At 62.0% G+C, this 13,420-nt stretch carries 11 protein-coding genes; 4 read left to right on the top strand and 7 right to left on the bottom strand.

Going from position 1 to position 13,420, the window contains the following annotated elements; genetic code table 11:
* Nucleotides 1-216: 216 nt before the first annotated feature.
* The 5 genes from ggt to AC1DZP_RS12990 all read right to left on the bottom strand — a co-directional run bounded on the left by ggt (nt 217) and on the right by AC1DZP_RS12990 (nt 5,746).
* A complete protein-coding gene (gene ggt / locus AC1DZP_RS13010; RefSeq protein ID WP_457151102.1) occupies nt 217-1,803 on the bottom strand; it encodes a gamma-glutamyltransferase in 1,587 nt (528 codons plus the stop codon).
* A 29-nt stretch (nt 1,804-1,832) separates the two neighbouring features.
* Nucleotides 1,833-2,633: an ABC transporter permease gene (locus AC1DZP_RS13005; RefSeq protein WP_457151103.1), complete on the bottom strand. Its 801-nt coding sequence runs from the start codon at nt 2,631-2,633 to the stop codon at nt 1,833-1,835.
* On the bottom strand, nt 2,630-3,541 hold the full coding sequence (locus tag AC1DZP_RS13000; protein ID WP_477302788.1) for an ABC transporter permease: 912 nt from the start codon (nt 3,539-3,541) through the stop codon (nt 2,630-2,632). The genes AC1DZP_RS13005 and AC1DZP_RS13000 overlap by 4 nt, the downstream gene beginning before the upstream one ends.
* Nucleotides 3,541-4,623 (bottom strand): ABC transporter ATP-binding protein, encoded by a 1,083-nt coding sequence (locus tag AC1DZP_RS12995; RefSeq protein WP_477302959.1) that lies wholly within the window; start codon nt 4,621-4,623, stop codon nt 3,541-3,543. The genes AC1DZP_RS13000 and AC1DZP_RS12995 overlap by 1 nt, the downstream gene beginning before the upstream one ends.
* Before the next feature lie 82 nt (nt 4,624-4,705).
* A complete protein-coding gene (locus AC1DZP_RS12990) occupies nt 4,706-5,746 on the bottom strand; it encodes an ABC transporter substrate-binding protein (protein WP_477302786.1) in 1,041 nt (346 codons plus the stop codon).
* Nucleotides 5,747-5,984: 238 nt separating this feature from the next.
* Here AC1DZP_RS12990 and AC1DZP_RS12985 point away from each other — a divergent pair, with 238 nt between their 5' ends.
* The gene (locus AC1DZP_RS12985; protein WP_477302784.1) at nt 5,985-6,686 is read left to right on the top strand and encodes a GntR family transcriptional regulator; all 702 of its coding nucleotides are present in this window, start codon (nt 5,985-5,987) and stop codon (nt 6,684-6,686) included.
* Between the two features lie 677 nt (nt 6,687-7,363).
* On the opposite strand, the gene AC1DZP_RS12980 is transcribed toward AC1DZP_RS12985, so the two are convergent.
* Complete coding sequence (locus tag AC1DZP_RS12980; RefSeq protein ID WP_477302958.1) at nt 7,364-8,122, bottom strand: SDR family NAD(P)-dependent oxidoreductase; 759 nt, start codon at nt 8,120-8,122, stop codon at nt 7,364-7,366.
* A gap of 195 nt (nt 8,123-8,317) precedes the next feature.
* Between AC1DZP_RS12980 and AC1DZP_RS12975 the strand changes: the two genes are divergently transcribed.
* The gene (locus AC1DZP_RS12975) at nt 8,318-8,530 is read left to right on the top strand and encodes a hypothetical protein (protein ID WP_095084346.1); all 213 of its coding nucleotides are present in this window, start codon (nt 8,318-8,320) and stop codon (nt 8,528-8,530) included.
* Between the two features lie 345 nt (nt 8,531-8,875).
* Nucleotides 8,876-10,804: an adenylate/guanylate cyclase domain-containing protein gene (locus AC1DZP_RS12970; protein WP_477302956.1), complete on the top strand. Its 1,929-nt coding sequence runs from the start codon at nt 8,876-8,878 to the stop codon at nt 10,802-10,804.
* Between the two features lie 122 nt (nt 10,805-10,926).
* On the opposite strand, the gene AC1DZP_RS12965 is transcribed toward AC1DZP_RS12970, so the two are convergent.
* Nucleotides 10,927-11,313, bottom strand: coding sequence for a hypothetical protein (locus AC1DZP_RS12965; protein ID WP_477302782.1), 387 nt, complete (start codon nt 11,311-11,313; stop codon nt 10,927-10,929).
* Nucleotides 11,314-11,491: 178 nt separating this feature from the next.
* On the opposite strand from AC1DZP_RS12965, the gene AC1DZP_RS12960 reads away from it, so the two are divergent.
* Nucleotides 11,492-12,943, top strand: a complete 1,452-nt coding sequence (locus tag AC1DZP_RS12960; RefSeq protein WP_477302780.1) for a LuxR C-terminal-related transcriptional regulator — start codon at nt 11,492-11,494, stop codon at nt 12,941-12,943.
* Nucleotides 12,944-13,420 lie beyond the last annotated feature (477 nt).

Here is a 13,420-nt window from a genome sequence, read left to right as displayed (position 1 = left end):
GCCGGCACCTTCTCCCGTATAGAGACGGGGAGAAGAGGGAGCCGCACCCTCTGTGCATTTCTCGCAACGCTGGCGATTGGCGAAACCATCGATGAAAGCGTCTTTCTCCCCGTCACTATACGGGGAGAAATGCCCGGCAGGGCAATGAGGGGCTGCGCCAACACCCGGTGATGTAATCGCCCGACTCCGGACCACGCCACCATTTTGCCGATCATTTCAATACCCAAGCGCCAAACCATCCTTGCGCGGATCGGAGGCGCCGGTTAGCGTTCCCTTCTCCCAGTCGATCAGCACCACTTGCCCGCCGCCCAGCGGGTGATGCGGCTCGGCCACGCGATGGCCGCGCCGGCGCAGGCCCTCGATTGCTTCGGCGGGCACGTTGCGTTCGGCCTCCACGGTATCATCATTGTAGAATACCCGAGGCGCATCCAGCGCTTGCTGCGGGTCCATGCCGAAATCGAGCATGTTGGTCAGCAGATGGACATGTCCGAACGGCTGGTAGCCGCCGCCCATGACGCCGAACGGCATCACCACGCGGCCATTCCTGGTTGCCATGCCGGGCATGATCGTATGCATCGGCCGCTTGCCGGGCGCGATGGCATTCGGATGAGCCGGGTCGAGGCGGAAGCTCGAGCCACGGTTCTGTAGCACGACACCGGTCTTCGGCCCGACAACGCCGCTGCCGAACGAATAATAGGTCGAGTTGATGAAGGAGACCGCGTTCCGGTCGCGGTCGACGATGGAGATGTAAACCGTGTCGCTGCCTGGCAGGTCCAGGCGCGGCAGGTGCGTCATGGCACGCTCGCCGTCGATCTCGGCACGCAGCCGGTCGGCATAGGCGCTGGACAGGAGTTGTGCCACCGGCACCGGGACATGATCCTGGTCGCCGACGAAGCGGTCGCGGTCGCGATAGGCCAGCCGCCCCGCCTCGATCTCCAGATGCAGGCGCTCGGCGCCGTTGGGGTCGAGCCCGCCGAGCTTGAAACCAGACAGCACGTTCAACATCAAAAGCGCCGTCAGCCCCTGATTGTTCGGCGGCATCTGGTGGATGTCGTGGCCGCCATAGGAGGTGCTGACCGGCGCCACATAGTCGCCCCTGGTCGCTGCGAAATCCTCGGTCGAATGCAGTCCGCCCAATTCATTGAGCCGACGCACGATATCGTCGGCAACAGCGCCTTCGTAGAATCCGGCGCGGCCATGTTTGGCGACTATCCGCAACGTGGCGGCGAGTTCCGGTTGCCGGTGGACATCGCCGGCCTTCGGTGCCTTGCCGCCGGGCAGGAAGATGCGCGCGGCATGCTCGTCGGCCGACAGATCAGTCTCCGGTTCGGCCCAGTCGAAGGCGACGCGGTCATGCACGACATATCCATTCTCGGCATAGTGGATGGCTGGCGCCAGCGCCTCGGCAAGGCCCTTGCGGCCATGGTCCTCCAGCAACCGGGCCCAGGCGTCGACGGCACCCGGCACGGTGACCGCATGCGGTCCCTGCAGCGGGATGCAGTTGAAGCCTTTTTCCAGATACCAGTCGACCGTCGCCTTGGCCGGGGCGCGGCCGGAGCCATTGAAGGCCAGCACGTCGCCTTGTCCCGCAGGGCAGTAGAGCACGAAACAATCGCCACCGATGCCGGTCGACTGCGGCTCGACGACCGCTTGCACGGCGGCGGCGCAGACGGCGGCATCCATGGCGTTGCCGCCGGAGCGCAGCATCTCGATTGCGGCAAGCGTCGAAAGCGGGTGCGATGTCGCGGCAACCGCCTCCGTCGCACGGACCGGCGAGCGGCCGGGAAACTGGAAATCACGCATTCTGTCTGGATATCCCATGGTCACTTGAATCAATTCCTGCGCCCGAACATCTGCCCAACCGACAACAGCACGACCGACAGCACGATCAGGCAGGTCGAGATGGCGGCGATCGTCGGGTCGATCTGGTCGCGCAGCGCGTTGAACATGCGGCGCGTCAATGTCGTCGTATCGCCGCCCGATATGAACAGCGAAACCACCACTTCGTCGAAGGAGGTGATGAAGGCGAACAGCGCGCCCGAGACGATCGAGAAGCGGATCTGCGGCATCGTCACCTGCCAGAACGCGGCGACGCGTCCGGCGCCTAGGCTGCGAGCCACGCGTTCCTGGTTCATGTCATAGGAGCGCAAGCCCGACAGCACGGTCAGCACCACCAGCGGCAAGGCCTGCACGGTGTGCGCGATGACCAGGCCGGTCAGCGTGTTGTTGAGCCCGATCCGCGCATAGAGGAAGAAAGTGCCGATGCCGATCAGGATCACCGGAACGATCAGCGACGCCGTCAGCAGCGCGTTGATGGTGCCGTTGAAGCGCAGCGTGCCGCGGTTGATCGCATAGGCGGCGGCGGTGCCGAGCGGCGTCGCCACCAAGGTCGTCATGATCGCCACCTTGACAGAGACGATCGTCGCGTCGCGCCACTCCAGCGACTGGAAATAGGTCTGGTACCAGCGCAGCGACCATTGCTGCGGCGGGAATTGCAGCAGCGTCGAATCCGAAAACGACATGATGACGATGATGATCGACGGCGCGATCAGGAACAACAGCACGAGGCCGCCGAGGGCGTACAGCCACAGACGTTGCCGGTGCGAGATGGGCAGGCCGATATCCTCGCTCATCGCGAACTCCATACGCCAGTGGCGCGCGCGCCGAGCAGCCATTGGAACAGCCCAAGAAGCGCCAGCGTGACCACCAGCAGCACCACGCCGAGGGCCGCTCCGGCTCCCCAGTTGGAGTAGAGGCTGGTGGTCTGTTCCATGCGCATCGCCCACATGATCACCTTGCCGCCGCCCATCAGCGCCGGGGTGACGAAGAACCCCAGGCAAAGCACGAAGACGATGACCACGCCCGAGGCAAGCCCGGGCAGCGACAGCGGAAAGAAGATCTGCCGGAAGGTGGCGACCGGGCCGGCGCCAAGGTTCATCCCGGCGCGCAGGCAATCGCCGTCTATGGTCTTCATCGAGGCGTAGAGCGGCAGCACCAGGAACGGCAACAAGATGTGCGTCATGCCGATGACGACACCGGACAGATTGTTGGCGAGCGACAGCGGCTGGCTGATGACGCCGAGGTCGATTAGCCAGCTGTTGATCAGACCCTTGCGCTGCAGGATCACCAGCCAGGCATAGGTGCGCACCAGGACCGAAGTCCAGAACGGCAGGATGACGAAGATCAGGCAGATCGACGCTGCCCGGCGCGGCAGTTGCGACAGCATGTAGGCCAGGGGATAGCCGAGCAGGACGCAGGCGCCGGTGACGATGAAGGCGACCTTGAAGGTGGTGACGAAGGTCTTGATGTAGGAGGCCTGCTCGAAGAAGCGCGCATAATTGGCGGTGCTGAGGACGCCGGCCTCGTCGAACAGCGACAGCCAGAACAGCCAGCCGATCGGCACGACGATGATGGCAAAGACCAGGAACAGGCTTGGCGACAGCAGCGCCAGCAGCCGCAGCGACTCGCGCCGGGCGTCGTCCCGCAACGACTGCGCATTCAGATCGCCGGCAGATGCGTGCAAGGCAGATTGCGCGCTCATCAGTCTGATGCCACCAAGATCGTGTCCTGCGCGTCGAGGCCGAGGTTGATCGGCTGGCCGGGAGCCGGCATTCTGGCCAGCACGTCGCTGCGGCAATAGTCGCGCAGCGTCAGCTGGCGGCCGTCGCGCAGCGCCGCGTAACAGACGAAGCTGTCGCCCTGGTAGATGATGTCACCGACCGTCGCAGTGATCACATTGACACCGCTTTGCGGCTCGGCATTTGCCAGCAGCCGCAACTTTTCCGGCCGCACCACCATCAGGTGTTGGCCCGATGCCGGCGCCGGCGCCGCGGTATGGATTCTCCTGTCCTCGTACCAGACCGAACCATTGCGGCATTCGACGGGAATGAAGTTCGATTCGCCGATGAAGCCGGCTACAAACCGCGTCTGCGGCGTGGCGTAGAGGGTTTCCGGTCTGTCGAGCTGTTCGATGCGTCCGCCATTCATCACCGCGATGCGGTCCGACATGGTGATGGCTTCGCGCTGGTCATGCGTGACATAGACGGTGGTCATGCCAAGCCGGCGATGCAGGCTGCGCAGCTCGATCTGCATATGTTCGCGCAGGCCCTTGTCGAGCGCCGACAAGGGTTCGTCCATCAGCACGATGCGCGGCTCGAAGACGATGGCGCGCGCCAGCGCCACGCGCTGGCGTTGGCCGCCGGAGAGCTGGTTGACCCGGCGCTCGCCCAGGCCCTGCAGCTTGACCAGATCCAGCGCCTTCTCGACGCGCTCGGCCGTCTCGGTGTTGGCGACGCCGCGCTGCTTCAGCGGAAAGGCGATGTTGTGGAAGACGTTCATATGCGGAAACAGCGCGTAGTTCTGGAACACCATGCCGATGTTGCGCTTGTGCGGCGGCGTGGTGATGATCTCGTCGTCGCCGACCTTGATGCTGCCGGCATTGGCGCGCACAAAGCCGGCCAGGATCATCAGCAGCGTCGTCTTGCCGGATCCGGAAGGCCCCAGCAGCGTCAGGAACTCGCCGGCTTCGACATCGAGGTTGAGGTCGCGCAGCACCGCTACGCTGCCAAATCTTTTCTCGATCCGGCGCATGCTGATCGGCAGCGCGGATGGCGCAATGGACAAGATCATCGTCTCCTGAACTGAGGCGGCAGAGGCAGGGCGAGCGGTTGCGCCGCCCTGCCGTGGTTTGGGTTCTGGCCAGGGCCTATTGCTGGACCAGATTGTTGAACTTTTCTGTCGCCTCGACCAGCGTGTCGCGCCAGAATTCGGCGTCCTGCAGCACCTGCTTCTTGACGTTTTCGGGCGCCGAATTGATGTCCTTGATCCTCTCCGGCGGGATCTTGCCGGTCTCGAAGGCCTTTTCGTTCACCGGCCCGTTGTCGACATAGAGCGGCAGGTTGGCCTGCAATTGCGGGCTGACGAACATCGCCAACGCCTTCATGGCGGCTTCCTTGTTCTTGGCGCCCTTCGGGATGACCATGCAGTCGGCGGTCAGGACACCCTGGTCGAACGAGAAGCTGACCGGCGCGCCTTCCTTCTTCAAGGTGCCGGCGCGGCCGTTCCAGATGCTCGCCATGTCGACTTCGCCGTCCTTGACCAACTGCATGGCCTGGGCACCGGAGGTCCACCAGGCATCGACATGACCACGGATCTTGTCGACGGATTTCAGCGCGCCGTCGATATCGACCGGATAGACCTTGTCGATCGGAATGCCCTCGGCCAGTGCGGCGACGCTCAGCGTCTCCGTCGCCTGGCTGCCGCTCAGCGCGCGCCGTCCCGGAAACTTCTCGACATTCCAGAAATCGGCCCAGGTCTTCGGGCCCTTGTCGCCGAAGACATCGGTCCGGTAGATGAGCACGACCGAGGTGTAGGAAATGCCGACCCAGTCGTCATGGACCAGCTTCGGGTTGATGCCGCTCTTGTCGATGATGCCGTAGTCGAGTTTTTCGAACAGGCCTTCCTTCGAGCCGCGTGCGCATTCGTCGGCGCCAAGCTCGGTGATGTCCCATTTGACGGCATTGCCGGTCACCTGCAGCCGCACGTCGTCGAGGCCGTTGGTGGTGTCTTCCTTGATGGTGATGCCGAGCGCATCGGCGGTCGGCTTGAAGAACGCCTTGGTCTGCGCCTCCTGGTAGGTGCCGCCCCATGAGGCGACGGTGATGGTATCGCCCGCCATGGCGGGGGCTGCGAGCGACGCCATGAGAGCGGCAACCGCAACAACGCTAACGTTTCTGGTCATGTTCATTTTCGGCTCTCCAACCGGTGTTCCCATTGTTTTTGATTTCGCATGCTATCTTGTATACAATTTTGAGTGTAGCCTAGCGATCGGTGATGTCAACACCGTCCGGCGCGATCGAATTCAGGCGTGTCGAGCAGGGCAAAGATGGAAAGAGACGGCCTCGCTGGGGCGTGGCAAATTACGCCGACTGCGACTACAGCTGTGCGTGTCCCGGCTGAAAGACCGGAGAACTGGGGACGAAACCTTGGCCAAGGAAACCAAAAATACACTGCGCGACTCGGTCTATTCCTCGCTCAAGGCGATGATCGTGACCGGCCAGATTCCGCCGGGCTCGCGCGTCACCGAAAGCGACATCGCCGCGAAGCTGAATGTCAGCCGCACGCCGGTGCGCGAGGCCTTCAACCGCCTCGAGCGCGATGGCCTGGTCACCGGCAGGCCTCGCCAGGGCTATGTCGTCACCGAGTTCGACATCAGCATGTTCCGCGAGGCCTTCGAGATCCGCGAACTGCTCGACGGCCATGCGACAGAGTTGGCCGCGGCCGTGGCGACGGAGCAGGACAAGGCGCGGCTGCGCGCCATTCTGGCCGAATGTGAGCGGCTGGCCGCCATACCGGATCGCACCACCAGGGAAAAATTCCAGGAGCTCGAGGTCGGCATCGACCTGCATCGCGTCATCGCGCAGATCAGCGGCAATGTCATGCTGCACGGAATGCTGTGCGGCATCCTCGACAAGTGTCAGCACTATGTCTGGACGGAGCTCCTGTGGCTGGACGAATGGAAGATCGCCCGCGACGAGCATGCCGAAATCGTCGACGCGATCTGCGCCGGCGATGCCAGCCGGGCCGGCACGCTGGCGCGCGCCCATGTGCGGGGATCCCGCGACAACGTGCTGCGCCTGCTGCAGGCCAAATCGGACTACCAGAGTTTCCTGGCCAAGGCGTCTTGAACACGCCGGCTAACGGGATGAAGCGCCAGGCAGGCTTTCATTGGCACGCCCGAAGAAGTTCGAACGCCTTAGCGGCCGGCGCCTATCATGGGCTGAGCTCTATGCGCTGCGGCCGGACCTGCGGCCGGCCAACGATAACGGGCGGAGGGGTACAGCCGGCGAGGCCGGCTGCATTCGGCCGCTGGAATGCCATGACAGCCAGTCGCGTCCTGGTTTTCCAAATAGGCACGAGATGCCAGTGGCTCCTACTTAGCGACGAATATGGATCAGGCTGGCGTCCCCGCCGATCGAAGTGGACCGCTAGGCCTTCGTTGACTGCTGCCAATACAGCGCACCGCTCAAGCTGATCGTCCGACAGCTCGCAATCAGGGACTTTATCTCGAACTGACTGAACTGCCGAAAAGGTCGAGATGATGCGTCCGGGAGCAGAGGAGTCGATATATCCGGCGATAGCGTCAGTGACGTCATCGGGAACAAGAAAGTTGAATTGGCGCGACGTTGTGGAAGCTACGATCCGATTTAGCATTTCGCCTGCTGAAAGCCCCAACGGATATTATCCGCTGCGGACGGTATATCAGCAAGGACTAATGGGCATCGATCGGGTGTTATGCACCGAATTCTAACCTGTCGGAAGGACACGCTGCCTCGTTTCGTTCCGGCGAAGCGCCTTTGGCCCTTCAGCCCTTGCGTTCCTGCAGGCTGTTGCCGCCATCGACCACCAGCAGCGCGCCGTTGACATAGCTGGCGCCTTCCGATGCCAGGAACACGACCGCTGCGGCCACTTCATCCGGCCGGCCGGCTCGCGCCGGCGGCGTATGCAGGGCCGCGGTCCGCTCCATCTCGCTCGACGACCCCGTTTCGATCCAACCGGGGGCCACGGCGTTGGCCGTGATCCCGCTTTTCGCCACTTCGAGCGCCAGCGTGCGGGTCAGGCCGACCATTCCGGCCTTGGCGGCGGAATAAGCGGCGGTGCCTTCGAAGGACACCAGCGGCCCGGTGACCGACGCCACGTTGACGATGCGCCCATAGCCCGCTTCGACCATCGCCGGCAGGAACGCCCGGGTGACCAGAAACGCTGTCTTCAGGCTGACGTCGATCCCTTGGTCCCAGTCGGCCTCGGTCATGGAGAGGAACGCCTTGTCGACCGAGGGCGACGCCAGTGAGCCCATGCCAGCATTGTTGACCAGGATATCGACGCCGCCGGTACTTGCCCGCAGCCGCTCGACATCGGCGGCGATGGTGAGATCGGCGACCACGGCAACGGCATCGATGCCTTGGGCACGAAGCTCGGCGGCGCGATCGAGCACACGCGCGCTGGCGCCAGTGAGGACAACGGTATGGCCGGCATGGCCGAGCTGCCGGGCAATGGCAAAGCCGATGCCGTTGGACGCACCGGCCCCGGTGATCAACGCACGCTTGATGCTGGCAGGGGACATGGTCAAATCAGGCTCCGATGGTCGCAATCAAAGCACCATAGTCTATGAATGGATTTGGCGCGCCGGAGGAGATGAAACTGGTACTGCTGTGTTATTTGGCGCCTATCAGTTCTAATAGGCTCGGCCATTGCACAGAATGTTGGCGCACCAGTCGCCGGCCGCTACGCGAACGGCAGATTCGAACCGGAGGCTCAAATGTCAGTTGTCGAGGAAGAAGCTTCGCCCGCGGTCCCCTCACATCCTGAGGAAATCAAGTCGGTTTTCGACCTGCGCTTGGGCAAGCATGTTACTTTGCAGGGCAGTGCCAGGATAACGCCGGCAGGCGTGATCAGCGCCGGCATCGCGGTCGCCGTGATGACGCTGGCGATGGGTTATCTTGCCTCGTCGACCAGGCGTCGCAGGCAATAGGCGAGACCCAGCTGACGCGCCGGCCGAAAGGAAATTGGGCGCCGCTATATCATTGCTGCGCCTGTTGGTTTCCGAGATCACCCGCTCGGAGTGTTAGGCCCGCTTGGCGCCATGAGCCGACGCTTGGCACCGAGGCGATGAACATCTCAATGGGGCCGGAAGCGACTGTCAGCTTTCAGGCTGGGCAAAACAGCGGCCCCTTGCGTCGAGCGTAGTGTGGACCGCTTTGCGCCGGTTCTGTTGAAAGAGTCCGACGCACCCCAAAGTCCGCGCCGCGGGGCGGGCCTCTCGTCAGGGCGCAGCATTAGGTGTACCATTTTGGCCCTGTTGGTCCGGGGCCGGGTGATGATCGTCCCTCCATTGAACCGGAAACTGCTGGCGATCCTGGCAGCGGACATGGTCGGCTATTCAAAGGCGATCGAGATCGACGAAGCTGGCACCATCGCACGCCTGAGGGCTATCCGGGCCGATGTGACCGATAAGGCGATCGCTCTGCGCCAGGGTCGAATTGTCAAGCTGTTAGGAGATGGCGCACTTGTCGTCTTCGACAGCGTGGTCGATGCGGTGATCTGCGCAGCCGAAATTCAGAAAGCTGTGGCCGTTCGCAATGGTGGATTGCCGGAGCATGAGCGGATTGTGTTCCGCATCGGGATAAATCTTGGCGATGTGGCGCTAGTGGATGGCGATGTGTATGGCGACGGCGTCAATATCGCCGCTCGCCTAGAGCAGCTTGCCGAACCGGGCGGAGTAATGGTGTCAGGTACGGCCTACGACCATTTGCAGGGCAAGCTTGATTGGCCACTCGATTTCGTTGGCGAGCAGCATGTCAAGAACATCAACCGCCCCGTGCGGATGTACCGGGTGAGGCTCGATGGCAAGCGGGTGCGTTGGACCTTACGCAAGGCGATGCCGCGCTGGACCAAGACGGCTGCGGCGGCCGTCGTGGTGCTGGCTCTGGCGGGTGGAGGGACCTGGTGGTTCTTTCAGCCCGCGCCACTGGGGGCCAAGCCGTCGGTCGCGGTGCTGCCCTTCAATAATTATGGCGACGACGAGGTCACCGGTCGTTTGGCCGATGGATTAACTGAGGATATCATCACCGACCTCGCACGGTTTCCCGAACTTGAGGTCGTGGCCCGGAATTCGACGGAAGTTTACAAAGGCAAGCCGGTGGATGCCCGCCAGGTCGCAGGTGCGCTCCATGTCGGCTTCGTGCTGGAAGGCTCTATCCAGCGGCAAAATGGGCGGGTGCGGGTTACCGCGCAGTTGATCGATGCACAAACCGGCAACCATCTTTGGTCGGATCGTTGGGACCGGCCCGCTGAGGACGTGTTCGCCGTCCAGACCGAGATTGCAGAGCAAGTCACCAACCGTCTCGGCAACGGCGTGGGGCTGATTCAGGGAGCGGGGCGGGCTGCAGCGAAGCGTAAACGGCCGGACAACTTGACTGTCTATGATTACTATCTGCTCGGAACCGAAAGGATTGAAAAGATTACCGTAGCGGATGAGGAGGAGGCTATCAGGCTGCTCAACCTCGCTGTCGCGCTGGACCCCGGGTTCGCCCGCGCCTGGGTGGAACTTTATCATGCTCATAACATATTGGCTGGCTTCGGTATCAATCCCGAGAGTGAGATCAAGGCGGCTGCCGATGTAGCCGAACGCGCGGTGCGGCTCGATCCGAGCGACGCCGAGGCGCACGCCGTTTTTGGCATGAGCCTCAAAGAAATGGGCGACAACGCCCGCGCCAAGGTCGAGATGGACACGGCCCTCCGCCTCGCTCCGGGTTCGGCCGAAATCCTGACATTCTATTCCGGCTACGCGGCAGGCTTCGACGAACCCGAACGCGGCGCTCAGTTGGTCGACCAAGTTATACGGCTCGACCCGAATTACCCGATGTGGGCAACTAGTTTCTACTCCACGGCCTATTTTATGGCTGGCCGCTATGAGGACGCCGCGAAGATGCTGGAGCGCAAGACGCCCGATAACTACGGCAAAGGGGATTGGGTGGTGCGTAGCAGCTCCCTCGCGGCACTGGGTCGAACCGATGAGGCGGATGCTTCAGTCAGGGAAACCCTCAAACGGTATCCGGACCTGACCATCGAGGGCCTGGTCAATGAATTCAGCTCGAGCAAGAGGGAACGCGGTCGTTTCATCGAGACAATGCCGCTCGCCGGCTTCCCGCTTTGCGCCAAGCCCGACGGGCTGGCAAAGCTCGCCAAACCAGTGCGACTACCGGAATGCGAGACGGGGGAGGCGCAGCCTCTCGGGCAGCCATAGAACAGCTCGGCCTGAGCGCTGACCGCCCGGTGAAATGAGCATCCCTACAGTGAAAGCCGGCTCGGCAAGTGAAGTCTGGCCAGTGGCGGCTATTCCTGCCCCAGTTGCCCGCTCCAGAACGGTCACTCGTCGAGCCAGTATTGGCGGAGACAGCCGAACTGGCGCGAGGGGACAGATTGGCGCTTGGCGACAAATGCCAGTGCGAAGAGACTCCGGGGCGAGCGGTTCGCTTTCACACCAGGCAGGATCGTGTAACCCTGATCGACCAGTTGCAATTTCAGCTCGCTAAGATGCCGTTTGAAGCCGTTCTCGATTTGGCTCCGAGGGTAGCGCCATCCGTTCCTGCACGCTCGGATCAGAATGTCGGAATACAATTCGGCACTAACGGCTCTCACAGCATCTTCGGAAATCAGCTTGCCGCCAGATTGCGTGCCTTCGGACAAGCACGGTCCAACCGACAGAGGCAGCACCAGCATTGCGGCAAAGATAGATGACTTTGTCATGGACACCTCCTGCTTCCTGAATGGATCGGGTCTCTGCGACCCGACCAAACCCCGTCGACAGGAAAGCCTAGAATTGGTGGCGGTCGGATGGCATCGTGCAAATGCAGTGTTTTCGAGATCGCATCTGTAGTATTTTGCCGTGCCGGGTCGGCCACAACTCGTAGCGGATCGGAGACTTGAAGCGATGCTTCGCGCCGTGAGCAATCCTCTGACCAGTCTGTCGGACCGGGAGCGGGTGGTCGCTGCAAAATTCGCCGAGGGGATGACCTACCGTGAAATCGGCGAGACGCTCTTCATAGCGCCGACTACCTTTCGGACCCATCTGTCGGCCATATACCGGAAACTCGATATTCGCAGCAAAGTTGCGCTTGCAACCTTGCTTGCCGACCAACGCGAGCAAGACACGGGCCATGCATCATCCGGTGGCCTTTCGGTAGAGGCCTCTGGGCCAACAGTCGTTGCGGTTCTCCCTTTCGACAATCTGAGCGCGGACGAGCGATGGAACCGCTTGGCCGATGGCTTGTCGGCGGACATCATGGTCGACCTCGCTCGCTACCCCGACCTTGCGGTCATCGCCCGCCAGACCATGCTCTCGTACAAGGGACGGCGCGATGACGTGCTATCCATCGGGCGGGAACTGAATGCGGATTATCTACTTGAGGGGACCTTGCAGGCGGCAGCGCAGCAGCTGCGGATCTGCGTCCAACTCGTCGACGCGCGCACTGGAGTCGATTTGTGGACGGCCCGCTATGATCGATCAGCTGAAGACCTGTTTGCGATGCAGGACATGGTCACCGAAAACGTCGTCAACGTCCTTGCTAGCTGTTGCGGCAAGCTCGCAAAACTTCGACGCGATGTTGTCCGCCGAAAACACCCCGCCAGCCTACGTGCCTATGACTACTATCTGCTCGGCGTCGAGCAGCACAATTTGTACACTCACGCTTCGAATACGGAAGCGGTGCGGCTTCTGACGCGTGCCATCGAGCTCGACCCTGGACTTGCCAGAGCCTGGACAGTACTGGGGCTGGCGCATGCCGTCGCCGCCATCAATGCGTTTACCAACGACCTTTCCGCCGCAAAGGAGCAATGGAAACTGTGCCTCGAACGAGCTTTGGCGCTCGACGCGGGTGATACCCATGCACGCATATGTCTAGCCGAGCTTCGAGCCTTGCAGGGCGATCTCGATGCGACAGCAAGAGAACATGATCTTGCCTTGGCGGCCGCCCCGCACGATGCCGATACCCTCGCCTTGCTTGCCGGAGGAAAGGCATTCGTGACAGGCGACCCGCGGGAAGGATATGAACTGGCGAAGCGTGCGATCCGTCTCAATCCGTATGTTTCCTGGTACTATAGCATGCTTGGCCGATCGAGCTTCGTTGTAGGTCTCCACAGGGAGTGCCTGACCGCGTTCAGCCAAGCACCGCCGGACTCGCCTGCAACGCTGCTGTTCCAGGCCATGGCGCACGCCATGCTCGGTGAAACACCTCAGGCAATAAAGATTGCCAACCGGTTGGCGAGAGAATTTCCAAACACTTCGGCCGAAGGGTTTATCGGCTCCTATCCAGTCACCAATCCTCCCGCTATTGCCGCGATCCGGGAGGGTGCCCGCCGCGCGGGGCTGGCAAGCTTCAATTGAGATACCATTGCGGAGACCTCGCCGAGACCAGGCGAATCCTAGCCACAATGTTGATTGCGTATGGTGCCGTAGAGGCTGTCGGCTACGCGCAGGCGCAAAATCTGCTCACAATCATCGCACCAGTCTCCGGTCAGACTGCCGATGGGACGCTCTCCTTTTCCGGGAAGGCTTTCGTCAACAGCATTACACGGCGCGGAACTATTAGCGGACAGACCAATACCGGGGTCGAATGCCGAGGGACGGCTATCGTCAATCTTACGTTCTCGCATGGAGAAGGGACGATCGTTTGCGGGCAACTCTCATCCCGGTTCGTGTTCTCGCTGACCAGCAGACAACCCGTAGCTGGCACAGGAGCGGGAACCCTTTCCGACGGGCGCAAGGTGATGTTGAGAATAGGACAATGACCACAAATCGACCGCCCTTTTGTCAAGAAGTGGCGAGCTGAAACATTGATGCAAGTGGGCTGACTATTACTCT

Source organism: Mesorhizobium sp. P2_F8, assembly GCF_056403655.1.
Note: the sequence above shows the minus strand (reverse complement) of the source record. Positions and strands in the feature narration are given on the sequence as shown.